General features: G+C 64.9%; 23 protein-coding genes. 14 read left to right on the forward strand and 9 right to left on the reverse strand.

The genetic code is table 11. The annotated features are described in order from the left end of the window. Window positions 1-79 precede the first annotated feature (79 nt). From VN706_14690 to VN706_14700, 3 genes are read left to right on the forward strand one after another with little or no spacing between them, the layout of a single operon-like run. Window positions 80-1,072 carry an ATP-binding cassette domain-containing protein gene (locus tag VN706_14690; GenBank protein ID HXT16884.1) on the forward strand — a complete coding sequence of 331 codons (993 nt, stop codon included), beginning with the start codon at window positions 80-82 and terminating at the stop codon, window positions 1,070-1,072. Further along, window positions 1,069-1,887 (forward strand): ABC-2 family transporter protein, encoded by an 819-nt coding sequence (locus VN706_14695; GenBank protein HXT16885.1) that lies wholly within the window; start codon window positions 1,069-1,071, stop codon window positions 1,885-1,887. The genes VN706_14690 and VN706_14695 overlap by 4 nt, the downstream gene beginning before the upstream one ends. Beyond that, the gene (locus VN706_14700; protein HXT16886.1) at window positions 1,880-2,677 is read left to right on the forward strand and encodes an ABC-2 family transporter protein; all 798 of its coding nucleotides are present in this window, start codon (window positions 1,880-1,882) and stop codon (window positions 2,675-2,677) included. The genes VN706_14695 and VN706_14700 overlap by 8 nt, the downstream gene beginning before the upstream one ends. Here the strand turns inward: VN706_14700 and VN706_14705 are convergent. Both VN706_14705 and VN706_14710 read right to left on the reverse strand, forming a co-directional pair. Then, complete coding sequence (locus VN706_14705) at window positions 2,622-3,800, reverse strand: MFS transporter (protein ID HXT16887.1); 1,179 nt, start codon at window positions 3,798-3,800, stop codon at window positions 2,622-2,624. The two genes, VN706_14700 and VN706_14705, sit on opposite strands and share 56 nt — an antisense overlap. A 47-nt stretch (window positions 3,801-3,847) precedes the next feature. Further along, complete coding sequence (locus VN706_14710) at window positions 3,848-4,303, reverse strand: DUF2147 domain-containing protein (GenBank protein HXT16888.1); 456 nt, start codon at window positions 4,301-4,303, stop codon at window positions 3,848-3,850. A 107-nt stretch (window positions 4,304-4,410) separates the two neighbouring features. On the opposite strand from VN706_14710, the gene VN706_14715 reads away from it, so the two are divergent. Genes VN706_14715 through VN706_14730 form a run of 4 tightly spaced genes read left to right on the forward strand, consistent with a single transcriptional unit; the run spans window position 4,411 to window position 8,091 of the window. Further along, window positions 4,411-4,662: a phosphopantetheine-binding protein gene (locus VN706_14715; protein HXT16889.1), complete on the forward strand. Its 252-nt coding sequence runs from the start codon at window positions 4,411-4,413 to the stop codon at window positions 4,660-4,662. Between the two features lie 9 nt (window positions 4,663-4,671). Beyond that, window positions 4,672-5,901, forward strand: coding sequence for a beta-ketoacyl-[acyl-carrier-protein] synthase family protein (locus VN706_14720; GenBank protein ID HXT16890.1), 1,230 nt, complete (start codon window positions 4,672-4,674; stop codon window positions 5,899-5,901). A gap of 10 nt (window positions 5,902-5,911) precedes the next feature. After that, complete coding sequence (locus VN706_14725) at window positions 5,912-7,108, forward strand: aminotransferase class I/II-fold pyridoxal phosphate-dependent enzyme (GenBank protein HXT16891.1); 1,197 nt, start codon at window positions 5,912-5,914, stop codon at window positions 7,106-7,108. Next, on the forward strand, window positions 7,105-8,091 hold the full coding sequence (locus tag VN706_14730) for an NAD-dependent epimerase/dehydratase family protein (GenBank protein ID HXT16892.1): 987 nt from the start codon (window positions 7,105-7,107) through the stop codon (window positions 8,089-8,091). The genes VN706_14725 and VN706_14730 overlap by 4 nt, the downstream gene beginning before the upstream one ends. Before the next feature lie 23 nt (window positions 8,092-8,114). On the opposite strand, the gene VN706_14735 is transcribed toward VN706_14730, so the two are convergent. Further along, the gene (locus tag VN706_14735; GenBank protein HXT16893.1) at window positions 8,115-9,413 is read right to left on the reverse strand and encodes a metallophosphoesterase; all 1,299 of its coding nucleotides are present in this window, start codon (window positions 9,411-9,413) and stop codon (window positions 8,115-8,117) included. Between the two features lie 137 nt (window positions 9,414-9,550). Between VN706_14735 and VN706_14740 the strand changes: the two genes are divergently transcribed. Both VN706_14740 and VN706_14745 read left to right on the forward strand, forming a co-directional pair. Beyond that, window positions 9,551-10,060 (forward strand): sigma-70 family RNA polymerase sigma factor, encoded by a 510-nt coding sequence (locus tag VN706_14740; GenBank protein HXT16894.1) that lies wholly within the window; start codon window positions 9,551-9,553, stop codon window positions 10,058-10,060. Between the two features lies 1 nt (window position 10,061). Continuing rightward, a complete protein-coding gene (locus tag VN706_14745; protein HXT16895.1) occupies window positions 10,062-10,820 on the forward strand; it encodes an anti-sigma factor in 759 nt (252 codons plus the stop codon). 1 nt (window position 10,821) lies between these two features. Here VN706_14745 and VN706_14750 read toward each other — a convergent pair whose 3' ends face one another. Then, window positions 10,822-11,877, reverse strand: a complete 1,056-nt coding sequence (locus VN706_14750; protein ID HXT16896.1) for a polysaccharide deacetylase family protein — start codon at window positions 11,875-11,877, stop codon at window positions 10,822-10,824. 133 nt (window positions 11,878-12,010) lie between these two features. Between VN706_14750 and VN706_14755 the strand changes: the two genes are divergently transcribed. Together VN706_14755 and VN706_14760 are read left to right on the forward strand one after the other, a co-directional pair. Then, window positions 12,011-14,203 carry a PBP1A family penicillin-binding protein gene (locus VN706_14755; GenBank protein HXT16897.1) on the forward strand — a complete coding sequence of 731 codons (2,193 nt, stop codon included), beginning with the start codon at window positions 12,011-12,013 and terminating at the stop codon, window positions 14,201-14,203. 104 nt (window positions 14,204-14,307) lie between these two features. Further along, a complete protein-coding gene (locus VN706_14760; GenBank protein HXT16898.1) occupies window positions 14,308-15,018 on the forward strand; it encodes a hypothetical protein in 711 nt (236 codons plus the stop codon). On the opposite strand, the gene VN706_14765 is transcribed toward VN706_14760, so the two are convergent. From VN706_14765 to VN706_14775, 3 genes are read right to left on the reverse strand one after another with little or no spacing between them, the layout of a single operon-like run. After that, window positions 15,019-16,368, reverse strand: a complete 1,350-nt coding sequence (locus VN706_14765) for a hypothetical protein (GenBank protein ID HXT16899.1) — start codon at window positions 16,366-16,368, stop codon at window positions 15,019-15,021. After that, complete coding sequence (locus VN706_14770) at window positions 16,365-18,338, reverse strand: ABC transporter ATP-binding protein (protein ID HXT16900.1); 1,974 nt, start codon at window positions 18,336-18,338, stop codon at window positions 16,365-16,367. Before VN706_14770 ends, VN706_14765 begins: the two co-directional genes overlap by 4 nt. 52 nt (window positions 18,339-18,390) lie before the next feature. Continuing rightward, window positions 18,391-19,644 (reverse strand): heparan-alpha-glucosaminide N-acetyltransferase domain-containing protein, encoded by a 1,254-nt coding sequence (locus tag VN706_14775; GenBank protein ID HXT16901.1) that lies wholly within the window; start codon window positions 19,642-19,644, stop codon window positions 18,391-18,393. A 75-nt stretch (window positions 19,645-19,719) separates the two neighbouring features. Between VN706_14775 and VN706_14780 the strand changes: the two genes are divergently transcribed. Together VN706_14780 and VN706_14785 are read left to right on the forward strand one after the other, a co-directional pair. Then, window positions 19,720-20,817: a histidine kinase gene (locus VN706_14780; GenBank protein HXT16902.1), complete on the forward strand. Its 1,098-nt coding sequence runs from the start codon at window positions 19,720-19,722 to the stop codon at window positions 20,815-20,817. Next, window positions 20,804-21,529, forward strand: coding sequence for a LytTR family DNA-binding domain-containing protein (locus tag VN706_14785; protein ID HXT16903.1), 726 nt, complete (start codon window positions 20,804-20,806; stop codon window positions 21,527-21,529). The genes VN706_14780 and VN706_14785 overlap by 14 nt, the downstream gene beginning before the upstream one ends. 4 nt (window positions 21,530-21,533) lie before the next feature. Here the strand turns inward: VN706_14785 and VN706_14790 are convergent, their stop codons facing one another. Then, entirely contained in the window at window positions 21,534-22,511 is a 978-nt protein-coding gene (locus tag VN706_14790) for a nuclear transport factor 2 family protein (protein HXT16904.1), read from the reverse strand. Window positions 22,512-22,665: 154 nt separating this feature from the next. Between VN706_14790 and VN706_14795 the strand changes: the two genes are divergently transcribed. Further along, window positions 22,666-23,631, forward strand: a complete 966-nt coding sequence (locus VN706_14795) for a hypothetical protein (protein ID HXT16905.1) — start codon at window positions 22,666-22,668, stop codon at window positions 23,629-23,631. Between the two features lie 79 nt (window positions 23,632-23,710). Here VN706_14795 and VN706_14800 read toward each other — a convergent pair whose 3' ends face one another. Beyond that, the gene (locus tag VN706_14800; GenBank protein HXT16906.1) at window positions 23,711-25,006 is read right to left on the reverse strand and encodes a DUF1501 domain-containing protein; all 1,296 of its coding nucleotides are present in this window, start codon (window positions 25,004-25,006) and stop codon (window positions 23,711-23,713) included. Window positions 25,007-25,032: the final 26 nt, after the last annotated feature.

Below are 25,032 nucleotides of genomic sequence, written 5' to 3' on the forward strand. Positions count from 1 at the left end.
GGCCGTGTCGTCTCCAGGCGAATCGAGCGGTTAAGAAGTCTTTCGGTCGAACGGCACGTCCTTTCCGCGGCACCATCACGTGATCACGGCAAGACAGCTCAGCAAGCACTACCGGGTGAAGGTTCGCGATCCCGGTATCGGTGGTGCGTTGCGCGCGATCGTCGCGCCGCGCTACGATGATGTCATTGCCGTCGACAAGCTGACGTTTACCATCGAGCGCGGCGAAGTCGTCGCGTTCCTCGGCCCCAACGGCGCCGGAAAGACGACGACGTTGAAGATGATCACCGGCCTGTTGTATCCGACATCCGGGTCCATCGAAGTCGCCGGCCTCAATCCGTGGACGGCCAGCGCGGCGTTCAAGTGCCGGATCTCGCTCGTGCTCGGCAACAAGCAGCAGCTGCTGTGGGATCTGCCGGTCGAGGAGACGTTTCGTCTCAATCGCGCGATCTACGCGATTCCCGACGCGATCTACGCAAAGCAGCGCCGTGATTTGATCGAGATGCTGGAGATCGGCGAATTGCTCGATCGTCCCGTGCGCAATCTCTCGCTCGGCGAACGCATGAAGTGCGAGCTCGCCGCGGCGTTGCTGCATCGGCCGGAGCTGGTGTTGCTCGACGAGCCGACGCTTGGCCTCGACGTCACGGCGCAAGATGCGGTGCGCGGCTTTCTGAAAGACTACGCCGTGCGTCACACCGCGACGATCCTGCTCACGTCGCACTACATGGCCGACGTCACCGCGTTGGCGAAGCGCGTGATGATGATCAACGACGGCCGCCTGGTTTACGACGGCTCGCTGTCCGACCTCGTGGCGCGCACCGTTCCGGTGAAGCGACTCGAGCTCACGCTGTGTCCCGAGACGACGCTGGATGCTGTCGCACATTTTGGAGAAGTGAAACGGTTTCAGCATCCCTCCGCCGTGATCGAGGTGCCGCGAGATGAGGCGGCCAGAGCGAGCGCGCGCATTCTGATGTCGGGGCTCGTGGTCGACCTGTCAATTCACGACCCGCCAATCGAGGACGTCATTCGCCAGGCGTTCGCCGACGCTCGCGACGACGGGATGACCCCCGAATGAGCGGCATCGCACTCTGGCCGAGACGCTATGCGGCGTACATCCGCGCGGCGTGGATGGTGGACCTGCAATACCGCGCCGACATCGCGTTGTGGCTGCTGTGGGGTATCACCGAACCGGCCATTGCATTGGGCGTGTGGTGGACAGTCGCCGCGAGCGTCGGCGGCGACGTCGACGGATATACGCGGGTTGCCTTCGCGCGCTACTTCTTCGGCGTCACGCTGATCAATCAGCTGACGCAAGCGTGGGACGCGTGGTACATCGACCACTGGATCGCCGACGGCGAAATGAATCATCGACTCGCGCGGCCGGTGGCGCCGATTCACGAATCGGTCGCCGACAACATCGCGTACAAGGCGCGCGTCGGTACGATCGTCATCGTGGTGTGGTTGCTCACCGCGCTCGTGTGGCCGACGGTGCGTGTGCCCGTCGCGCCCGGGCGATGGGCGCTCACCGCCATCGCTGTGATTCTCGGCGCAGGCATTCGGTTCTTCAACGGATTTGCCGTTGGTTTGCTCGCATTCTGGACGACGCGCGCGTATGCCATCGTCGAGCTGCAATTGGCGATCGGCGTATTTCTGTCGGGTCAGCTTGCGCCGATCGATCTCTTGCCGCACTGGGTCGAGCGACTCTCGACGCTGCTCTGGTTCCCGTACGCGATTGCGTTTCCGGTGTCGCTGCTTACCGGAACCGGTGGATGGGAGAATCACATCGCGCGCGGCTTCGCCGGGCAACTCGCGTGGCTCGCCGCGTGGTTCGTGATCTATCGCGTCGTCTGGCGGAACGGTCTCAAACGATACGGGGCCGTCGGTGGCTAAATCGTCGAATCTCACCGGCGCGTTTCGCGCGCTGATCGAGCTCAACGCCGCGCGCGAGCTGCAATATCGAGCGAACTTCGTCGCGAGCTCGCTCGGGGCGGCTTTCTGGCTGCTGATGGCGGTGTTCACCGTCAGCATCTTCTACGAACACACGAGCGTCGTCGGCGGCTGGAGCTTCTGGGAAACAGCGGTGCTGCTCGGCGTCTTCAATGCGCTCGTCGGTGTGGTCGAGGGCTGGTTGCGTCCCGGGATTGGCAGTTTACCCGACGAGGTGCGACATGGCTCGCTCGATCTGCTGTTGCTGCGCCCAATCGATACGCAACTCTATTTGAGTTTTCGCGAGCTCGATTTGTGGCGCGTCACGGACGTGATCGCGGGCTTCGCCTTGTCGATCTACGCGATGCATCGGCTGGGTCGGACCATCAGCATCGCCGAGCTGAGCGTGTTCCTCGTGATGTTCGCCGCCGCGATCGCGATTCTCTACGGCGTGTGGCTGACGTTGATGTCGCTGGCGTTCTGGTTCGTCGCAGTGGAGAATCTGTCGACCGTGTTCGATGCCTTGTTCGAGGCGGCGCGCTATCCCGCGTCGGCATACCCGACGGCATTGCGCGTCGTGTTCTTGTTCATTCTGCCGGTCGCGTGGACGACGACCATTCCGGCGGCGGCGCTCGTCGGGCGATTGTCGCCGGTCACCGCGGCCGCATGTCTCGTCGTCGCGGCCATCGCGCTTGGCGTCAGCCGTGCGGTGTGGCGGGTGGCGCTTCGGCGGTATACGAGCGCGGGCGGATGATCGACAACACAATGAGGAAAGCCAAACCGAAGGCGGCGTTCGCGCCCGCATCGACGGCGAGCATTCCGCGAGCGCCGAAATGAGCGTGGCCGAGTCCATCGAGGCGTAGCATGTAGGCGACCGGAACGTTCACCGCCGCCATGAACAGTGTGAACTGCGTCCCGCTCGTCGACGCCCCGGCTCCCAGCAACTCGAGCGCGAGCGACATGAACGTCGCGTAGCAGAAGCCCGTCGCGAGCGCGTATGCGGCGGCGCCAAACGCGTACGTCCATGGTGAGAGTGGCGCGAGCAGCATGCCGCCGGCGCTCGCCGCGGCGAGCAGCCCGCCGACCGGGTACATCAGCCAGCGGTTGAATCGGTCGCAGAGGTAGCCGCCGATCAGCGCGCCCGCCGGCGTGAGCACCCCGGCGATCGCAACGACCGACACAACGACGTTCGGAGACGCGTGAAAATCTCCGGCGACGGCCGTGAACAGGTTCATCAACGCGCTGGCGCCGATGGGACTGAGAAAGAAAAGAAATCCCGCCCACACGCGCCGCTGTTTGAGGACTGTCCACAGCTCACGCGCCATTCGTTTCGGCTGAGCGCGCATGATGTGTCGCGCACCGATCGGTTCATCGATCGCGAGGGCGGCGAGGGATGGGAGCCCGACAAGTACGGCGGCGACGCCGGCTACTACCAGTAGGCTCGCACGATCAGCAAGCCAAACCGAGAGGCCGCCCGCCGCAATACCGCCGAGCAGTATTCCAGCTTGCGACCATCCGCCCGTTCGTCCGCGGAGGGCGCTTGGCACGACAGCGGCGACCAATCCGCCGACAGCGCTCGACACCGGCTGATTGAGCGCGGACGCGGCGATGAACAGTCCGGTGAGCACACCGATCGCGCCTGCCGTTACCCGCGTCAGTGCGAACGCGGCGCAGGCGCCGCTCGTCATGGCGAGCAGGATGATCCATGTGCGACGTCGCAGCTTGAGATCGATCGCCGGCGCCCAGAGAAAGTACCAGATCGCCGGCAGCTGGATCATGGCGCCGATCGACGCGATTCGATCGACGCTCAGCCCTTGTTTGCGAAGCAGATACGGGACGGCGACCGCGGCGAGTCCGTTGAACGCGCCGTACGGCATGGACACGATGCCGAACAGCCAAGGCGGCGGATGCGATGGTCGACTGTCTACCGTCGCATCCACGTCTGCGAACGGCCGAACAGTGAGATCCCGATGTATCCGCGGACGACCAGCTTTTGGCCGCCATCCTCCAGCGTCATTTTCGCCTTGTAGGTCTTGCCGTTTTCGGGGTCGAGAATCTCGCCGCCGCTCCAGGTATTTCCGGAATCGCCGTCGCGGTGCATGTGGCGCAGAATCTCCATGCCGACGATGCGCTGCCCACGCCGCTCGTCCGAGCATTTGCCGCAGATGCTGTCGTCGTGCGTTGCCGGAACGAGCAGCGCGCGAACGACGCCCACCAATTCGTCGCCGGCCTGCTGAATTTCGACGACGGCGGTGGGCCGGTGGTCGTCGTCGTCGATCGTGCTCCACAAGCCCACGGGGCTGGCCTGGCCGCGCGCGATGGCCGGAAGGGCCAGCACGAGGGCGGTGAGGAGCATCACGCCGCGGGCGAAGGGGTTCATGAACGGATCACAAAGGGAAGTTTGTGCGGGGATGCCGCGATGGGGCGTGTTCGGAGTGTATGATATCGCTGATCCTCCCACTCAACCCGCCCGCAGCGACGTAGACCATGGACACTCTACACACCATCAAGGACCTTGCCGCGAAGCAGTTCGGCGGCGATGCGGACGCGATCGACGAGAACGCGCCCGTCGACAAGCTCGGTATCGATTCGCTCGGTTTCCTCGAATTTCTGTTCGAGCTCGAAGATCAGTTCGGCTTGTCCATTCCACAGGAATCGGTGACGCACGTGAAGACCTTGCGCGAGCTCGCCGATGTCGTCGACGGACTGATCGCTGCACGCCCGGCCGCGACGTCCTGAGGTGTCGTGGTGCATCGCGTCGTCATCACGGGCGTGGGCGTGATCAGCCCAGTCGGACAATCCATCGATGAGTATTTCGATGGGCTCGCGTCGGCGCGCTCGGGCATTCGGCCGGTGACACCGGAGGTGTACTTGGGTGCGGCACCGCTCGTGGCGGGCCGCGTCGACTTCGATGCGTCGAAATTCTGGGCGCCGCACCAGCTCTCGCAGCTCGACCGCGCGACGCAGCTCGCGCTCGTCGCGGCGCGTCAGGCGATCGACGATGCAACCTTGCAGTCGACCGACGACGATGCGGTTCGCACCGGTGTGTACTGGGGAACGGGACTCGGCGGCGCGGCGTCGATCGAAGACTCGTATCGCGAGTTGTACGCGGGCAAGGGACGCGTGCGTCCGACGAGCGTGGTGTTGGCGATGAACAATGCGGCGGCCGGCCAGATCTCGATCGCGAACGGATTGCGCGGTCCGGTGCTCAACGTGTCGACCGCGTGCTCATCGTCTTCCGCGGCGATCGGAGAAGCGTACCGTGCGATCAAGCACGGCTTTGCCGATGCAATCGTCGCCGGTGGATCGGAAGCGCTGGTCACGAACGGCAATCTTCGCGCGTGGGATGCGATGCAGGCACTCGCGCACGCCGACGCGAACGATCCCGCGAAAAGCTGCAAGCCGTTCTCGAAGAATCGAACGGGAATTGTATTGAGCGAAGGCGCCGCCGCCATCGTGTTGGAGCGCGAAGATCGCGCGCTCGCGCGCGGCGCCACGATTTATGCCGAGCTCGCGGGCTATGGTAACGCCGCGGATGCGAGCCACATCTCGAAACCGAACGCCGAGGGCCAAGCGCGCGCGATGCGCGCGGCCTTGACGGATGCAGAGCTTTCGCCGGAGGACGTCGACTACGTGAATGCGCACGGCACCGCGACCGCCGTCGGCGACGTCGTGGAGACTCAGGCGATCAAACACGTCTTCGGCGATCGCGCGCGCTCCCTGCCGGTTTCATCGACGAAAGGAGTTCACGGACATCTCATGGGTGCGACGGGCGCCGTCGAACTGCTCGCGGCGCTCTCCGCGATTCAGCGCGGCGTGCTGCCACCGACGGCGCACCTCGACGTCCCCGATCCCGAGTGCGACCTGGACTACGTGGCGAACGTCGCGCGCCGAGCGAAGGCGGACGTCGTCATGTCGAATTCGTTCGGGTTCGGCGGAATGAACGCCGTGCTCGTGGCGCGTCGATTCACATCCTGAGACACTACGCATGCGCGATCTCCAGGACGTAGCGGCATGGATGGCGCGGCGCGGCACGCGTCGCGACGAGCTGGTGCCGGCGACGCTGCCCGATCCGGCGTTTCGCGCCGATGGCCGCACGCTCGTCTCGTTCAGCACCAACAATTATCTCGCCCTGGCGACGAGCGAGCGTCTCAAGGCGCGCGCCCACGACGCGATCGACCGCTACGGCGTCGGCAATTGCGAGTCGCGCCTGTTGGGCGGCAATCTCGAGCTGTACGATCGTCTGGAGGCGAGACTTGCCGGCATCAAGCGAAAAGAGTCGGCGCTCCTCTTCGCCACCGGCTATCTCACGAACCTCAGCGTGCTCCCGACACTCGCGAAGACCGCGAACCTGGCGCGTGCGTTCGGCTACTCGCCGCCGATGAACTGGAAGCACGCGTTCTTCACGGATGAGTTCAATCACATGAGCATTCGTGAAGGGATTCGTGCGTCGGGGGCGCCGTCGTTCGCGTACAAGCACCTCGACATGAACGATCTCGAGGACAAGCTGCGTGCGTCGACGGCGTCGATCCGCATCATCGTCACCGACGGCGTATTCAGCCAGCACGGCGACATCGTACCGCTGCCCGCCATGATGACGCTTGCCGAGCGATACGATGCCGTGGTCTACATCGACGACGCGCACGGCACCGGCATACTCGGCCCAACCGGCGCGGGAACCGCGGAATACTTCGATATCGAAAGTCCACGCATCATTCACATGGGTACGCTGAGCAAGGCGTACGGCTGCATCGGCGGCTTCATCGCGAGCGAATCGTACATCACGGAGATTCTACGGTTCGGCGCGTCGGGGTTCGGCTTCACGTCGACGCTTCCGCCCGACCAGGCCGCCGCGCTCCTCGAGGCGATCGACATGGTCACCGACGAGCCGCAGCGGCGCGAGTGTTTGTGGAAGAACCAGGAGTATTTTTTGGCGCGGCTTGGCGCGCACGGCATTCCCGCGCTCTCGAACGCGACGCCGATCGTACCGGTGCACGTCGGCGACGACGAACGCTGTGTGCGAATCGCTTCAGGGTTGCGTGAGGCCGGCTTTCATGTGGATGCCATCATGTTCCCCGCGATCAGTCCGGGACACAGCCGCCTGCGTTTCATGCTCAACGCGCATCACACTCGCGAGCAGATCGACGACGTCACCAACGCGCTGGCACGCTTGATCGCGACGTGACCGGCGGCGCGGCGATGCGCGTGTTCGTCACCGGCGGCAACGGGTTCATAGGGTCAGCGGTCGTGCGCCGGCTCGTGAACGATGGGCATCATGTACGGTGTCTGCTTCGGCAGACGAGCCGCACGGATCGCATCGACGACCTGCCGTTCGAGCGCGCATTCGGCGACGTTCGCGATCGCGCGTCGCTGCGCGCGGCGATGGCCGGCTGTGACGCGACGATTCATCTCGCCGCGCCCGGCGGATGGGATGCCGATCAACCCGCAACGCTCACCGCGGTGATCGAGACCGGCACGGCGAACGTGCTGAGCGCCGCGCAGGCGCTTCACGATCATCGTGTCGTCTTCGTGTCGAGCACGGCGGCGATCAATGCCTCGGACACGCCGCGCGTCTTTGACGAGCGCACATCGTTTGCGCTGACGGATGACTCACTGCGCTACGCGCATGCCAAACATCGCGCGGAGCTCAAGGCGTTGTCGGCGGCGCGCGAAGGGTTGTGGGTCGTCATCGTCAATCCAGCCGAGGTGTATGGGCCGGGCGACACCGCGCTCGGAACAGCGGCGAATCTGCTCGACTTCGCGCGATCGACGCCCGTGCTGGTGTGCCGCGGTGGAACGAGCGTGGTGCACGTCGAGGACGTTGCGCTCGGCATCATCGCGGCGCTGCATCACGGCCGCTCCGGCGAGCGCTACATCCTCGGCGGCGACAATCTGACGATTCGCGAGTTGGCCGAGCTCGTGTTGGAGCTGATCGGCCGCCGGGCACCGATCGTGTCGGTGCCGAACGGCCTCATTCGAGTCGTATCGCGCGCGGCCCTGCGAGTACGAGCCCCGCTGCCATTCAACCCGACCGTCGCGCTGTATGCCACACGGTATTGGTTCATGGACAACAGCAAGGCCCGCCGCGAGCTTGGCATGACGTTTCGCGGCGCGCGAGCGACGATCGCCGGAACGATCGAGTGGCTGCGCGCCGCCGGGCATCTTTGATGGAGCGCGGACTGTGTGCCCGGTCACGTCACGACGATGCGCCCCTGCATCTTCGGGTGCAGCGAGCAGAAATAGTGATACGTGCCGGGCGCCGCGAGCGTGGCGCTGAATCGCTGATCGGTGTCCAGCACTCCCGATTGCCTGAACTTCCGTTCGACGTTCACGATCAGGTGCGGCACGTCATCGTTGTTGATCCACGTGACCGACGTGCCGCGCGCGACGTGCAGCTCGGCCGGCGTGAACTGGAAGTTGTCGATGCCGATCTGATTCGCCGCCAGCGGCGTCGTGCGCCGCGTCCGTTGGCGTTGCATCATCGCATCGTGCGACGCGGCCTCGAAGGCGGGCGGCTCGCCCGAGAGTGTCGCATCCACGATCGCGAGCGATCCGCGGTTCGGAATGAACGTGACGTTGGCGATGCCGAGCACGCTCTTGAGTTTTTGTGGATCGACCGTCATCGGTCCCGGCGCCGGGGCCGTGCCTGGCGCAGGCTGCGGGAACGCGGTGGACATCGCGGTATGAAATGCGATGTGTCCTTCCACTTTCTGCATGATCTGGTGAATGTGCCCGTTGAGCACCGTGACGGAACCGAAGCGCTTGAGGAGCGCGAGCGCCTGTTCGGAATCGTCGGTGCCCCACCCCCAATCCGGGTACACCGTCCAGTGGGGAATATGAGCAAATAGTACTATTGGGGTACTATTAGATAATGCTGATACATCGCGTTTGAGCCACGCGATCTGCTCGGGGCCGAGCGCGCCGAGGCCGCCCGCTTTCAGGTTCAGGACGTTGACGAGGCCGATGAAATGCACGCCGGAGTGATCGAAGCTGTACCAGCCGCCGCCCGAAGTCTTCTTGCCATAGCGTTGCAGGTACGACGCGCCGTTGTCGGTCGCGACGTCGTGCTCGCCCGGGACGTAGAAGATGCGCTCCGTCTTCACGCCTTTGAGCACCTGGTCCGCGGTGTCGAACTCGCCAGGTTTGGCGAGCTGCGTGATGTCGCCGGTGTGTAAGACGAACGCGGGGCTTTGCGGCAGCGCATTGAGCTTCGCGACCGCGTCGCCAAGCGTTGCGGTCACGTCCTTGTTGGCTTCCTTGCTGAAGCCGATGTGGCTGTCGCTGATCTGCGCGAAGAAGATGCTCTTGCGCTGCGTGTCGGTCAGCAGCGGAAGCCGATGCAGCGGAATGGACGTCGGCACGCCGGCCGCCATGCCCCACACCGTAGCCGTACCAGCCCACGCCATGCATTTGAGAAAACCACGGCGGTCGATGCCGTCATCGCTCTCCGCGGTGATGTAGTCGCCGGACTTGCGGGAATCGTCTGTCATGAATCGTCTCTGGTTGGGAGCCGATCTCCTGACGGGAACCGAATGACGCATATTCCCCGGGGAATAAAGTCGTTCGTCTCCGGGTCTGGCTCTCCGCGGGCGGCATCTCGCCGGCGACTCGTTCGTTCTTCGACTCCATGACTCAGCTCGACGTCCAACGCTTCGATCGGGTGGTGCTGCCGCATCTCGACGATGCGTACACGCTCGCGCGCTATCTGCTGCGCGACGAGCATGACGCGCAGGACGTCGTGCAGGAGGCCGTGCTGCGTGCGCTGCGCTATATCGACGGCTACGCGGGCGGGGATTCGCGCGCGTGGTTGCTGTCGATCGTTCGCAACTGCGCGGCGGATTGGCATCGCCGGCATCGCAATGCGGCGCCGGACGTCGATCTCGCGACGATTGCCGGTGACAGCGAGACCGACGCGCTCGCGATCGGCCGCTCGGAGCGGCGTCGCATCGCGCGCGCGGTGGAAGCGCTTCCCGTCGAGTTTCGAGAGGTGATCGTGCTGCGCGAGATTCAGGAATTGTCCTACAAGGAAATCAGCGAGGTCGTTGGCGTTCCGATCGGCACCGTGATGTCCCGACTCGCCCGCGCCCGCAAGCGCCTCGCCGCTCAACTTGGCGACGACGCGCAGGAGGCGAGCTGACATGCGCTGCGATCACTGCCGAGAGGCGCTGGATGCGTACCTGGATGATGAGCTCACGCCCGACGAGCGTCGCGAAAGCGAGGCGCATCTCGCGACTTGCGCGGTGTGCGAGCGCGAACACGCGTCGCTCGTGCACCTTCGCACGCAAGTGAAGGAGCACCTGGTGCGCTACGCCGCTCCCGATGTGTTGAAGGCGCGACTGCGCGCCGACGTTGCGCGACTGGAGGCTGTGTCGAGCGCGGAGACGAGCGCGCGCCTGCCGTGGCGCGGCATCATCGCGGCCTGTCTCGTGATCGCTGTCGCGAGCAGCGCGGCAACCTTCGCGATCATGCGCGGTGGGGCGGGTGGGGGCACGTCTCCGTCTGTATCGAGCGAACTGGTCGCCTCACACATTCGTTCGCTCATGCCCGGCCATCTCACCGACGTCGTGTCGTCGAATCAGCATAATGTGAAGCCGTGGTTCAACGGGCGCGTCGACATGTCGCCCGCGGTTCCGGATCTGTCAGCGGCCGGCTTTGCGTTGATCGGCGGGCGGTTGGATTACGTGCGGGGCCGAGCGGTGCCGGTCATTGTTTACGCGCGGCGGCAGCACGTGATCAACGTGTACGAATGGCCGTCGCCGGAACGACCGGAGCGTCGCACCGACTCGGCCAATGGGTATCACTTGATCGAATGGAGCGCCGACGGCACCGAATATTGGGCGGTGTCGGACTTGAACGTCGCGGAGCTCGATCAGTTCGTGAAAGCGTTCGCCGGCTGAGTCACTTCACGAATCGCGTTTTGTTCTTGTCGAGGCCATCGAGAACGGTGTGAATGTCGTTCCCGATCGCTTCGATGCGCGTGATGTGGTGCGGATCGAACTTCGGATCGTAGGGGCTGAGCGTCGGACCGCCGCTGACCTCGAGGACCGCATCGAAGTGGTAGGGATGCGCCTGCCCGGTCTTGGGGTCCGTCCACGTGCCCTGCCACGCGAGCTGCTTGTTCTTCGGCCACAGCCCGTACGGCAGCGCCAGCGTGCGAATCTTGTAGCCCGGCACCGCCGAGTCGATCGCCACCATGTTGCCCGCGATCTGCGCCTGCACCTTGTCGTCGGGATACTGATTCAGCTTCATGTGCCACACCGTGTGGTCGCAGAGCTCGAAGCCTTGATCGGCGAGCCACTTCACTTTCTGGAACCGCCACGCCTTCTGCTGGCCGCCGTATTTCGGATTGTCGCCGAAGAAGTTGTGACCCGCGGCGGCCCCGTTCAGCATGCAGAACGTGCCGCGATTCTTCCACCCCGGATGCGTCTTCGCGAAATCTTCCCAGATGCCGATCGCGGAATTCGGATCGATCGTCAGCTGGCCGTTCGCTCCGGCGATATATGAGAATTGTGATGGCGACGCGTCGTCGAACACGAAGACCACCGGCGACATGCCGTCCGGCACGTCGCTCCAGTTCTTGTCGAGCATTTCGGCGATCGTGATCGGGCGGTAGCCGCGCTTGTACACGTCCTCGAGATCCGCCTTGAAGCTCTCGACCGTGCGCGTGTACAGCGCGTTCTGCGTGCCGCCGATGACGTGGTACTCGAGCACGGGAATGCGTCCCATGTGATTCGACGGCAGCGGATCCGTCGCCTTCTCCGTCGTCCCTCCGGAGGCGCCGGCGGGCGCGCTGCGCGATGTCGAGTCGGAAGCCTTGGTCGCGGCGCCCGCGGTGCCCGCGGCGACCGAGCCAGCCGAAGAATCGGGCTGCTTGCTGGCGGAGCTCTTCGAGCAGGCGGTCAGACTCGCGAACATTGCGACCGCCGTCACTGACACTACCGAACGGAACGTCATGGATTGGTCTGGAGTAGGACTGTTGTACCCTTGGCGACGGCGCGCACCCCGTTTTCTACGGATGCGGCGGCCAGAAACCTGCGAGAGCGAAGACCGTACCAAAATCATAGCGCTCGACGACTCTTAACCACGCGTGAACGACACCCCGATCGCCGGCCGAATCGACACGCTCAAGCGGCGTTTGCGTCCCAACCCCGCCGATCCGCCACGCCGCTGGATTCGGCGGCATTGGGCATGGTTGGGTCTGCTGGCGCTCGCCTGCGCCGGCGTCATCCTGTTCGATACCTGGCTGGGCACGTGCGGTTTCTACGGATGCCCAAGCCCGTCCGAGATTCGCGCCTTCCATCCCAGCGAAGGCGGCAACGTTTACGATCGCAACAATCGGCTCCTCGGCCACTTGGAAAACGTGCGCCGCGTCAACGTCCCGATCAGCGTCGTGCCGGTTCCGGTGCGCAACGCATTCATCGCGACCGAAGATCGCCGTTTCTACCAACATAACGGGCTCGACTGGAAGGGCGTGCTGCGCGCGGTGTTCACGAACCTGAGCGCGGGCGGTGTGCGGCAGGGTTTCAGCACGATCACCATGCAGGTGGCGCACAACAGCTTTCTCGAGGATCGCTATCACGGGCGGTCGATGCGGCGAAAGCTGATCGAGGTGCGCATCTCGCGGCTGCTCGAGCGAGAGTTGACGAAGGACCAGATCCTCGAGCACTACCTCAACGTCATCTACCTCGGCAACGGCGTGAACGGAATCGAGGCGGCGAGTCTCGATCTCTTCGGCAAGAACGTCGACAAGCTGACCCTGTCGGAAGGCGCACTGCTCGCCGCGCTGCCCAAGGCTCCGTCGACGTACACGCCGCGCCGCAATCCCGACAAGGCCGAGCAGCGCCGGAATCTCGTGCTCGGATTGATGGCGCAGCAGGGATTCATCACCGCCGCGCAGGCGCAAGCGTCGCAGGCAGTGCCGCTGCGCATTGCCGACACCGAATGGCGGCCGTCGATCGCGAATGAGCCGAGTGCGTTGGACGCCGTGCGTGCGCTGGTGGACTCCGTGATGCCGGACGTGTTGAAGGAAGGCGACGTGAACGTCTACACGACGCTGGATTTCACGGCGCAGCGCGCGGCGGACCGCACGGTGCTGAAGCACATCGCCGAGATCACGCAGGAGACGCGCGAGTCGATGGGCCACGTCACCGACGAGGCGCAGGGTGCGCTCGTGGCGCTCGATCCGACGACGGGCGACATTCGCGCGGTCGTTCCGGGGCGGCGCACGCAGCGCCGGGAGTTCAACCGCGCGTTCTACGCTCGGCGTCAGCCCGGGTCGACCTTCAAGCCCTTCGTGTATTCGGCGGCGATCGCGGCGGGCTACAGTCCCGGCACCGAGGTGGACGACGATCCGGTGCAGGTGCAGATCGGCCGGCAGGTCTGGCAGCCGGTGAACTACAGCAACAACTATGCGGGGCGCATCACGTTCGCGCGGGCGCTCATTCTGTCGGCGAACTCGGCGACGGTGCGCGTGAGCCGCGCGGTTGGCGAGAAGGCGGTGATCGCCGCGGCGCGGCGCAACGGCATTACCAGTCCTTTAACACCAGTTCCATCAATCGCGTTGGGCGCCGAAGGCGTGACGCCGCTCGAGCTGGTGACCGCATATGCACCATTCGCGAACGGCGGCTATCGCGTGCAGCCGCGGCTGGTGGCGCGCATCGAGGCGCCGGACGGGACGCTGCTCTGGAGCACCGAGGAGCGGCAGCACACGGCGGCGATGGATCCGCGCGATGCCTATGAAGTCAACGAGATGCTGCAGGGTGTCGTGAACTACGGCACGGGCAAGGCCGTGCGCGATTACGGCGTGCAGGGGCAGGTGGCGGGGAAGACCGGCACCACCAATGAAGGCAACGACGTGTGGTTCGTTGGATTCACACCGACGCTCGTGGCCGGCATCTGGTTCGGGTACGACACACCGCGGCAGATCAGCACCAACCCGAGCGGAGGCCGGTTGGCCGCGCCGGCGTGGGCCGAGTTTTATCAGGCGGGCTGGCATGAGCCGCGCGGTTCGAGCTTCGCGGTGCCGCAGGGCATGGTGTCCGCGGTGGTCGATCCCGAGAGCGGCGAGCTTGCCACCGAATGGTGTCCGCGCCGCGTCAGGGAATGGTACAAGCCGGGTACCGAGCCGCAGGAGACCTGTCACCTGCATACGGGAATGCCGGAGGGGCAAATCGCCGTGGATGCGAATGGCAACGTCACGACGCAGGGCGGGAACAACGATCCGATCTCGCAAGCGGCCAAAGGCATTGGAAACATTTTGAGGAAGATCATTCATTGGTAAGGCGGGCGTATGGGCGTATGGGCGTCTTCGAACAGTCTCCCGTCACGGCTAGCCACTCGCCATATTGTCTTCGGCTCTTCCAACTCCCCATCGAGAGGCAACACATGCGTCGCATCTACAATTTCGCGCTGATCGCCGCTGCGATCGTGCCCGCTGCGCTCGCCGCGCAGGGCATGGATGAATCGTCGAAGTCGGTCGCCAACGGCGGCATTTTCGTCAACGGGTGGCAGGCGAAGGTCGACGCGCGTGAGGCCGGTCAAGGCATGACGGAGAAGAACGCGCGCTTCGCGGCCGAAGGAAAGAGCTTTCACATCACGACCGGACCGGCGATCACGTACTGGAATCCGGCGAACAAGGCGAGCGGCGACTACACCGTGTCGGCGACGTTCTCGGAACCGAAGTACATGAACCTGAACGACCACCCGCATCCGTACGGCATCGTGATCGGCGGCAACGATCTCGGCACCGACCAGGAGAGCTTGCTCTACTGTGAAGCGTACGGCAACGGCACGTTCATCGTCCGCGGCTTCGCGCCGGGTACGCAGCGCGGCACGTTCAACATGAATGGCCGCGGCGGCGCCGATGACGCCGTACACAAGGCGGCGGGCAAGGATGAGCCGGTGACGCAGGACATCGCGATGTCGGTGAAGGGCGACAAGGTCACGTGCTCGATCAACGGCAAGGAAGTCGCGAGCTACGACAAGTCGGCCGTCGTCGGCACGGGCAAGCTCAAGTCCACCGACGGCGTCTACGGCATTCGCAGCGCGCACAATACGGAAGTCATCGTCAGCAACTTCAAGATGACGAAACCGTAATCATCGCGCGGCAAGCAGCTCGTCGATCGCGGCGTATCCGGTAGGGACGGATACGCCGCTTGTGTTTGCGCCGGCGTCGAGCAACGCGCGTACCGAACGCGGTGAGCGTCGCCGCTGCCAGTATGACTGCGTCGCGCCACGCACGGCTTGGACGAGCGGCGAGCGACCCTTGCTGTCGAGCGCATTGACGTTCGCGCCGCGCTTCACCAGCAGCTCCACGGTGTCGTGTGAGGCGCGCCATGCGGCATTATGCAGTGCGGTCGATTTCGGCGTCACGTCGAAGTAGCCGTCCGCGTGCTCGTACGGCGCATCGATTGGCGCGCCGAGATCGAGGAGCAGCGCGATGCCTCGAGCGTTGTCGACGCCGGCGAACTCGCAGAGGAGCAAACCGGCGCCCGCGACGATCTGTTCGACGAGCGCCGGCTCTGAGCGCGCGATGCGCGTTGCTTCGGCTGCATCGGCGCGCGCGCACGCGGCGATGAGTCGCTCGACGCCATGAAACTCGACGGCCACGCCGCGTCGTTCGAGCGACGCGAGAATATCGGCGCGACCGCGGCGCGCGGCGATGGAGATCGCGGACATTCCTTCACGGGCAGGCCCGCCGTGGCCAAGGTCGTCGGCGACGATGGTCGGGTCCGCGCCGCGGTCGAGCAGCAGATCGATGATGCCGAGGTCGTTGTCGCTGATGACGGCGTTGTGCAGCGCGGTCTTGCCCCATCGCGTGAGTTGATTGACCCGGGCACCGGTGTCGAGTACGAGACGCACACCGTCGACGTCGTGCCAATCGGTTTTGCGCAGCAGCATCATGCTGAGACTGTCGGGCGTCATCTTGCCGCTGTCGAGCAATATCTTGAACGCGTCGTTGTCGTACGATTCCGGCGAATGGTACGGCACTTCGTCATCGTTGGGATCGGCGCCGCGTTCGATCAGCAGCCGCGTGATTCCGGCGTGACGCGCGACGCCCGCCGCGCCATACAACACGCTCTCGCGCGTCGGCGCGGGAGAGTGTGCCGAGTCGAAGAAGCCGCCGTTGGGATCGGCGCCGGCGTCGAGCAGTGCGGCGGCGGTTTGCACGAAATCATCCGAGCGTTCGCGATCGTGCGCCAGAAAACGCGAGAAGCACAGGTACGTCAGCGCATCGACGTTGCGCGGGCCGCCCTTGGCCGTGGCCAGAGAGGGATCGCTTGCGATGAACCGCCGGACCGCCTCGTGATTGCCGACTGTGGCCGCGGTGAAAATGTCGAGATTCGCCAGCTCCGGGTGCGCTTCGAGCACGGCGCGCGGCGTCTCGATGTCGCCGTGCCAGAACGATGCCTCGAGAAACGAGTCACGCAACGTCGCATCGATCATCGCAGCACTTCTTCGGCCTGATGCTCGGCGGCCTCCATTTGCCGCATGACCATTCCATAATAGACGCCGCGAGCCGCCATCAGCTCCACGTGCGTGCCGCGTTCGGTGATGCGCCCGTCCTCGAGGAGGAGGATCAGGTCGGCGCGCCGAACGGTCGACAGCCGATGCGCGATCACGAAGGTCGTGCGGCCCGCGAGCAACGTGGACATCGACGCCTGGATGAGCTGCTCGCTTTCGGTATCGAGATTGCTCGTCGCCTCGTCGAGGATGAGAATCTGCGGCGCCTTGAGAAAGGCGCGCGCAATGGCGAGGCGCTGCTGCTGGCCGCCCGACAGCTTCACGCCGCGCTCGCCGATGAACGTCTCGTAGCCTTCGGGCAGCTCGAGGATGAACTCGTGCGCGTTCGCTCGCCGCGCGGCATCGAGGATGTCCGCGTCGCTCGCGTCGTGCCGTCCGTAGGCGATGTTCTCGCGAACGGACCCGTCGAACAGGAACACGTCCTGTTGCACGATGGCCAACAGATCGCGGTAGGTTCGCAGCCGAAAGTCGCGAATGTCGACGTCGTTGAGCAGAATTCGTCCGCGCGTCGGGTCATGGAAGCGCGCGACCAGATCGGTAACCGTCGTCTTGCCGGCGCCGCTCCGTCCAACCAGCGCCACCACGGAGCCGCCGCGCACGCTGACGTTGAAGTCGCGAACGACGGGCCGGCCTTCACGATACTCAAATTCGACATCCTCGAACCGAATCTCCTCGACATGCCGTGGAGCGTTGGTCGCATGCGGTCGATCCGGCTTGTCATCCTCCATGCCGAGCACTTCGAACACACGCTCCATGGCGGCGAGCGCGCGTTGCAGCTCGGAGAACGAGTTCACGATGTTCCATACCGGATTGAGGAGCAGCATCGTGTACCACTGGAACGCCATGATGTCGCCGACGGAGGCGCGGCGGTTGAGGTTGAGCCAACCGCCGTACCACACGATCACGACGTTCACGGCGCTCAGCAGCAGCCCCCACGAGGTCCACAGCACGAGCTCCCGCCGATGCGCGAACAGTTCCTTGCGCAGAATCCCATGCCGCCCGCGCATGTACTCCAGCAACTCCGCCATCTCGCGCCGGAACGCACGCACCACCCGAATACCGGAGAACGTCTCGCCGACCCGGCCGTCGATGATCTCCGAATCCTTTCGGACGACGCGGTAGATGGGGCGCACGCGCCGCGCGAAGACGAAGCTCAACAGCATGACGCCGGGGATGAGCGCCATCGCCGTGAGCGCGAGACGCCAGTTGAGCGTGAAGAGAACGCTCATCGCGAACACGAGACGCGCGAGCGACAGCACGGGCGAAAGCACGGCCATCTGGAACAGGCCGGTGGTCGTCTCCACATCGCCCGAGATGCGCGACAGGATGCCGCCGGTCTTCATGTCCCACAGCTTCGGCAGCGGCAGGTGCAGCAGCCGCTGATACAATGACCGCCGCAACGTCAGCATCATCCGAACGTTCAGGATGCGCTGGCGATAGTCCTTCACCACGCCGATCAACGCCGAAACGATCACGACGGCCAGGAACGTCATGCCGGCGAGATTCAGCCGCGCGATACGCGCTGCAAGACCCAACGCCTGATTCAGCAGCACGTGATCGGTGATGTACCGCAGAAAGAGGGGCTCGACCATCTGCATGCCGGCGGTGATCAGCGACAGCACGAACACGACGGCGACCGCGCGCCGATGTGGGCGCAGCCAACGCAGATAGTCGCGCGCATACTGCCGACGCGAACCCTTCCGCAGCCCTTTCAGAATCCCTTTCGGACGCTCGACTTCCGGCGCCGGCGCCGGCTCGGGCACCTTCGACCCGCTGTTCTGCGCGTCGATCGACTCGTCGAGCCGCCCGCGCTTGTAATCCTCCACGAACGCGGCGTATCGCTGACGCGACGTGCGAGGCGGCGGAGCGGGCGGGGGCGGTTGTTTACTCATGCAAGCCCCGCACTCGGCCAGGGTGGCGACTGGAACCTAGAAGTACTTGAAACTAGAAGTACTTGAGAATGCTCTGCGGATTTCGGCGCTTGATCTCACCGTACCACCGGCAAAGCGGATATGCCAGTGCGATGACGACGGCGTATACGACGTACAGCAGCAACAAGCTCCACCGCTGATTGTTCGGCGTCTCGACATACGGCGCATTCGCGAACCAACCGAAGTGCGTCGTCCCGTCGCGCAACTTCCACGCGACGAGCGAGAGCGCGTGAATCAGCGGAATGTGCAGTAGATAGTAAAACATCGGCACGCGGCCAAATGTCGCAAGGGCGCGCGAGACCCGCCCCCGCGCGCGGTCCGCGTATGGGAGGACGGCGATCGTCGGCCCGAGCGTCATCAGCAGGAACAACTGTGAATCGCGGTACTTGTTCTGGCCGAGGAGCCGGAACAGGAACGGGACGCCATCCTGCGCATGAGTCGCGGCCAGAAAGCTGCCGACCACGAGAAAAAGCGCTGTCATCGTCACGCCGATCCGCAGGCACCAGCGATCACGATCGGCCGGCTCGCGCACCATGATGGCGCCGAACCCGTATCCGGCCATCATCACGCCGATCCACGGAATGATGTTGTACAGCACGATCACGTCGACGCCAACATGCGCTCCGCCGCCGAGATACAAAAACTGCCACACTACCTTCGCCGCGGGGAACGCCTGTGCGAGCGGACGCATGAGCGTCTGCAGCGCCATGATGCCGACGCCAATTCCGCCGACGGTTGCGGGGGAGAGCCGAACGAATGCAGCGAGAATCACCATGCACCAGCCGAGCATCCAGATGACGCCCGCGAGCATGGTGCTGAAGTTGAAGCCAAACGTCCACGCGACGTGGAGATAGGTGAGCTCGAGCGCGACGAGAATCGGGCCGCGCTCGACGAGGAAACGTGCGAGCGTCGATGGATCGCGCTTCCGGCCATACAGGAAGGCGCTCGTTCCGGCGAAGAACGCGAATCCTGGCGCGCAGAAGTGCGTGACCCATCGCGTGAAGAAGACGCCCGGCGTCGGACCGCCTGCCGGCACGCCCGAATAGACGCGAACATGGTCGATGGCCATCAACACCATGATGAGACCACGCACGACGTCAATAGACCCGATGCGACTCGATGCGCGCGACGGCGCGGTATCGGCGCTGTACGTCGTCAGGCCTGCTTCACGAGTCGTCACGCCCGCTGCACTCGTCGCACCCACGGCCACGCTCCGTCTGAGAAGACTCAAATGCTGCGCCTCATACCCGTCGTCGGCAACCGGCATGCGGCGAACGGTCCTGGCTGTGCCGTAAACGGCGTTGCGCCGCGCACGCGCGGCGCGTAGCATGGCGGCGTGAAAATGCCGCGCCGCGTACAACCCTGGATGATCGTCGCCGCCGCCTGGATCATTCCCGCCATCCTCGGCGCCGTCGATACGATTGGCCAACACGCGGTATGGGGTGGGACGCTCGAGTGGGGCGCGGTGCTGTTCTCGAGCATCGATTGGCTGATGTACGGCGCGTTCACGCCGCTGATTTTCCGATTGTCGGCGCGTTGGCCGCTCATGAGAAAGACGTGGAAGCGCAACATCCCGCGGCATCTCGCCATGTCGCTTCTGTTTTGCGTTGCGTGGGCGTCTGCCGGCGCGGTGCTCCGCGCCCTGATCTCGCGCGGCAAGTTCGACGGGGGCTTCGCGCACTGGTACGCCAGCTGGATTCTCACGACGCTGCCGTTCGGCGCGTCGGTGTATCTCGCGATGGTCGGCATCGAGCACGCGATCCGCTACTTCAGCGAGGCGCGCGATCGCGAAACGCAATTGGCTCGGATGGCCGAGCAGTTGACCGGAGCGAAGCTCGCGACGCTCCAGGCGCAGCTCAATCCGCACTTCCTGTTCAACAGCTTGAACACCGTCGCGGTGCTCGTGCGCGACAACGACGCGCCGCGGGCGACAGCCGTCATCGAGCATTTGAGCGATGTGCTGCGCCGCACGCTCAGCCGCACGGGCGCCAGCGAAGTGTCGCTTGCCGACGAGCTCGATCTGGTGCGCGAGTATCTCGCCGTGGAGCAGGCACGCTTCTCGGACCGTCTCGATCCGCGATTCGGCGTCGACGAACAGCTGCTCTCCGCCGCGGTGCCAAGCTTCGCGCTGCAGCATCTCGTGGAGAACGCGGTGCGTCATGGCATCTCGCGTCGGACCGGCGCGGGCGTGGTCGAGATTGCAGTCCGGCGCCGCGGTGATTCGCTCGAGCTGATCGTGACTGACGACGGCGGCGGACTCATGGCCGACGTGCGCGCGGCAGGCCACGGACTGGAGAACACGCGCGAGCGTCTCCGCACGTTGTACGGCGAACGCGCATCGCTCGACGTCACGGCGGCGCCCGCACGCGGGACGATTGCGCGTCTCGTCATTCCGTATCATGAGCTTTTGCTCAACACGGTGACGGATGCCCAACGGTAAATGGCGCGTGCTGATCGCGGACGATGAGCCGGCGGCGCGCCGCGGCGTCCGGCAATTGCTGGCGGCATTTCCAGAGTTTATCGTCGTCGGCGAATGTCGCGACGGCCGCGAAGTGTTGTCGTCGCTCGACTCGCTCGCGCCGGACATGGTGTTTCTCGACGTGCAAATGCCCGAGGTGGACGGCTTCGAAGTCATCCGCCGACGTTCTCCCGAGCACATGCCGGTCGTCGTCTTCCTGACGGCGTACGATCAATTCGCGCTGCGTGCGTTCGACGCCGAGGCGCTCGACTACCTCGTGAAGCCGGTGAGCGAATCACGCTTTACCGCGACGATCAAGCGCGTCGCGCGGCGGCTCGAGGCGGGCGGCCGGGACGCGCGTGAACCGGCGATCGTCGTTTCGACCGCGCGCGGTGCCGTCGTGGTCAATTTGCGCGAGATCGACTGGATCGAAGCCGCCGATTACTACGCACGCGTTTGGGTTGGCGCGCGTAGTTATCTGCTTCGAGAGTCCCTGGACGATCTGGAAGCGCGCGTCGGCGCGCACGGATTCGTTCGCGCGCACCGGAGCGCATTGGTGCGGCTCGCGGCAGTTCGCGCACTCCAGCGGCGCGACGGCGGCGAGATCGTTGCCTTGCTCGGCTCCGGCGCCAAGGTCGCCGTGTCGAGGCGCCGTCGGGCGGCCGTCGCGGCCGCGGTGCGCGCGCGAACGTGATCGCTCACTTCGCGATTCGCTTCGCCTCCATCGTCCATGCGTCGAGCAGCCAGGTGCGACCGCCGTCCGTGGTGCGATCCGCGCGCCACAGGAAATGATTCGGCGCGATCGCCATGTAGCGAATGCGCATGATGGCGTTGCCGTCGTGCTGAATCGCCAGGCGATCGGTGCCGTCGGTCCACGTCAAGCCAAGCGCGAATTCGCCGCCGTTGGAGTTCATGCCGATGATTCGCCAGATCTGCCGGTTGGGATCGAACGTGCGATACGTATACGTGCCTGCCTCCATCGGCTGCGTGGGGTTGTCGGGACGCCAGCGATCCTCGATGAGGCGGCCGCCCGGCTTCTTCTTGAATGCCCAATGCCCGGGAAAGGCCGGCGAAAAGGTTCCGTCCGGAGTTCGACTCTGGAATCGGAATTCCCACACGCCCATGAGCGCATCGTAATCCGCGAGTGTTGCTTGTTTCGTGGCGCTGTCGGCGATCGGGAAGTTGGCGCCGAGGGTATCGGGGAGGGGAATCTCGCGGCCCGGTGGCGTAACGGGCCCCAATCGCCAAAACGGATTTACCCATCGGCCGCGATCGTGCACGAACAACTCCACGGCGTGGCCGCGCGTCGAGTCGACGCGCCGATCTCCTCGCATGACGAGACGGTAGTTGGACGTCACGAGCGCGACGTCGCCGTCGAGGGTGACTCGAGTATTCTCGAAAGTGATGCCGTCGAGCCGCGCTCCGGAGCGGGCGAAGTCGCGCGACTGGCCCATGATGGTGCCGCGATCGGCCCATTGTGCCTCCGGTCTGCCCTCCGCGGCGACGGCCGCGGCGGGAAGCACGCGTCGCAAGAGCGCCGTGTCGTTCGCGAACCAGGCGCGCCATACCGAGTCGCGCGCCGCGAATATTTCCCGCGTGACGGCCGGCGATGGCTGTTGGGCCGAGCCGTGCGCCGACGCGAGAAGCACTCCGATGAGCCCAAGTGAGCGCCGCATACGTTCCTCCGGGAAGGGAATGCGACGATGGGCGCGCCCCGCGAGCGCCGCCACGATCATTCAGCGATCGGCGTCCAGCATGCCGTGAACGGCGGCACGGTCGCCGGTGACCGTGGTCACGGCATGTCGTCCTCGGTGGAGGCAGCCTACCATCATGCGTTCCATCGTCATTCTCGCCGCGGTCGTTTGCGCGCTCGTGGCAGCGCTCGCGGCCGCGGCGTGCGATTCAGCGCCGACGTCGATCGCGTCGGTGCACACCGTCGTGAAGCCGCCGGTCATCGGCGGTTCGCTCGAGGGGCGGCGGCCGTTTCCCGCGGATAATGCGTGGAACACCGACATCAGCGCCGCGCCGGTCGATCCCAATTCGGCACGGCTCATCGCGTCGTGCGGCACCGCCAATCTGCACCAGGATTTTGGCACCACGTTCAATGGCCAGCCGAACGGGATTCCATACGTGCTCGTCTTCGACGGCCAACCCAGGGTGCCGGTGTCGTTCGACATTCCCGACGAGAGTGATCCCGGGCCGTATCCGATTCCGCCGAATGCGCCCATCGAAGGCGGGCCGAGCGCGGGCGGCGATCGACACGTGATCGTCGTCGATGTGAGCGCATGGAAACTGTACGAATTGTTTGATGCGCATCCGTTGAACGGCGGCATGAGCTGGCACGCCGGCTCGGGCGCCGTGTTCGACCTCAATTCAGATGCGCTGCGTCCCGCGGGCTTCACGTCGGCCGACGCGGCCGGCCTGCCGATCTTCCCGGGGCTCGTGCGCTACGACGAGGCGGTCGAGCAGCACGCGATCAACCACGCGCTGCGATTCACCTGCCCTCGCACGCGGAAGGCATTCGTCGCTCCGGCGCGCCATTTCACGAGCAGCGACACGAGTAGCGCGCTGCCGCCAATGGGCATGCGTGTGCGGCTCAAGGCGAACTTCGACACCACGGGATTTTCGCCGACGGTGCGGACGGTGCTGCGCGCGATGATGAAGTACGGCATGCTGGTCGCGGACAACGGCAGCGGCTGGTTCTTCCAGGGCGCGTCGGACACGCGGTGGGACGAGACCGAGCTGGCGACGTTCTCGCGCGTCCCGTCCAGCGCGTTCGAGGTCGTGAAGCCGTGATGGCAAACGCGGGACGCCGTCTCCGGCGTCCCGCATGCGAGATCTGATACTAGTATATTGGTATTATAAATTCAGCATCTCAGAGCACGCCGAGCCACTTCGACTGGTCGCCCGTGAACCCGGGGAACACGGCCTCCATCTTCGCGGCGCCCAAGTGCTTGAACGCTACTTCCGAGAAGACCGAGCGGAAGTCGGTCGTCAGCGCGAGATCTCGGCCCTCGTTCAACTGCTCGGGCTCGAGCCCCGGCCACTTGCCGTGGACCTTGCGGCCCTTCACGTCGCCACCGATGACGAACATCGACGTCGCGTGGCCATGATCCGTCCCACCGTTGCCGTTCTGGTGCGCCGTGCGCCCGAACTCGGACATCGTGAGGATCGTGACGTCGGACATGCGTGGCCCAAGATCCTGCACGAGGGACGCGATCGACCGCGAGAAATCATCGAGCCGCCCGGCGAGCTGGCCCGTGGCACCGCCCTGATTGACGTGCGTGTCCCAGCCGCCGACGTCCGCGAACGCGATCTCCAATCCGACATCGGCCTTGATGAGCTGCGCGATCTGCTTCAGGTGCTGTCCGAACGGCGAGTTCGGATACGTCGCGCCGTTCTGCGGGATGTACTGCTGCGGATTCGCCGTCTTGAGGATCTTCATCGCTTCGAACATCTCGCCGCCCGCGGCATGCACCACGTCGGCGTTCCCCGTGCGGTACAGTGCCTCGAGCCGCTCGGCCTGCGTGCCGTTCGTGCGAATCGTGAATTCGTCGAGCGAGTTCATAGCGACGGTCGCCGCGTTGCCCTCGAGAATGCGCGGCGTCTGCGGAGTCATCGCCACCGCCTGGAACGGCGAGCCCTTGGCGTGCGCGCCCGCGTCGTTCAAGTGGCATTCGTCGCACGTGCCCTTCACGGCGAGATAACGATTGAGCCAGCCGTCTCTCGTGCCTTTGTTGTCGGGTGTTCCGCTTTCCATGTAGTCCTGCGCGTCGAAGTGCGAGCGCGTATTGCTTGGACTGCCGACGGCGTGGACGGGTGCGAGAATGCCGTCGTCCCAGAGTCGCTTGAACGGCGAGAGAGATGGATGCAAGCCGAAGAATCCGTCGAGGTCGATCGCGGTTTGCGCGGCGCCGGAGACGGGACGCGGGATCGCGATCGTCGGACGCATGCTGTAGTACGCTCGTTCGCCGTGCGGTACGACGACGTTGAGCGCATCGGCCGCGCCGCGCTGGAAGAGCACGACCAGCACCTTCCCGCGTCCGTTGCCGTTGAGCGCCGCACCCTTGACCAGATCCTGCGCGAAGACCGTGCGGCGAAGGAACGAGGGATTCAACCCCATCGTCGCCAGCGCCATCGCGCCCGACTTCATGAACACTCGGCGTTTCATTCCAGTATCCTCATCGTCTGCATTGA

The organism is Gemmatimonadaceae bacterium (assembly GCA_035606695.1).
GTDB lineage: Bacteria > Gemmatimonadota > Gemmatimonadetes > Gemmatimonadales > Gemmatimonadaceae > JAQBQB01.

Coding starts and splice junctions, on each gene's coding strand:
- VN706_14695 (HXT16885.1), top strand. CDS start 1,069: ATGAGCGGCATCGCACTCTGGCCGAGACGCTATGCGGCGTACATCCGC.
- VN706_14705 (HXT16887.1), bottom strand. CDS start 3,800: ATGCCGTACGGCGCGTTCAACGGACTCGCCGCGGTCGCCGTCCCGTAT.
- VN706_14710 (HXT16888.1), bottom strand. CDS start 4,303: ATGAACCCCTTCGCCCGCGGCGTGATGCTCCTCACCGCCCTCGTGCTG.
- VN706_14715 (HXT16889.1), top strand. CDS start 4,411: ATGGACACTCTACACACCATCAAGGACCTTGCCGCGAAGCAGTTCGGC.
- VN706_14725 (HXT16891.1), top strand. CDS start 5,912: ATGCGCGATCTCCAGGACGTAGCGGCATGGATGGCGCGGCGCGGCACG.
- VN706_14735 (HXT16893.1), bottom strand. CDS start 9,413: ATGACAGACGATTCCCGCAAGTCCGGCGACTACATCACCGCGGAGAGC.
- VN706_14740 (HXT16894.1), top strand. CDS start 9,551: ATGACTCAGCTCGACGTCCAACGCTTCGATCGGGTGGTGCTGCCGCAT.
- VN706_14745 (HXT16895.1), top strand. CDS start 10,062: ATGCGCTGCGATCACTGCCGAGAGGCGCTGGATGCGTACCTGGATGAT.
- VN706_14750 (HXT16896.1), bottom strand. CDS start 11,877: ATGACGTTCCGTTCGGTAGTGTCAGTGACGGCGGTCGCAATGTTCGCG.
- VN706_14760 (HXT16898.1), top strand. CDS start 14,308: ATGCGTCGCATCTACAATTTCGCGCTGATCGCCGCTGCGATCGTGCCC.
- VN706_14765 (HXT16899.1), bottom strand. CDS start 16,368: ATGATCGATGCGACGTTGCGTGACTCGTTTCTCGAGGCATCGTTCTGG.
- VN706_14770 (HXT16900.1), bottom strand. CDS start 18,338: ATGAGTAAACAACCGCCCCCGCCCGCTCCGCCGCCTCGCACGTCGCGT.
- VN706_14775 (HXT16901.1), bottom strand. CDS start 19,644: ATGCCGGTTGCCGACGACGGGTATGAGGCGCAGCATTTGAGTCTTCTC.
- VN706_14780 (HXT16902.1), top strand. CDS start 19,720: ATGCCGCGCCGCGTACAACCCTGGATGATCGTCGCCGCCGCCTGGATC.
- VN706_14785 (HXT16903.1), top strand. CDS start 20,804: ATGCCCAACGGTAAATGGCGCGTGCTGATCGCGGACGATGAGCCGGCG.
- VN706_14790 (HXT16904.1), bottom strand. CDS start 22,511: ATGCGGCGCTCACTTGGGCTCATCGGAGTGCTTCTCGCGTCGGCGCAC.
- VN706_14795 (HXT16905.1), top strand. CDS start 22,666: ATGCGTTCCATCGTCATTCTCGCCGCGGTCGTTTGCGCGCTCGTGGCA.
- VN706_14800 (HXT16906.1), bottom strand. CDS start 25,006: ATGAAACGCCGAGTGTTCATGAAGTCGGGCGCGATGGCGCTGGCGACG.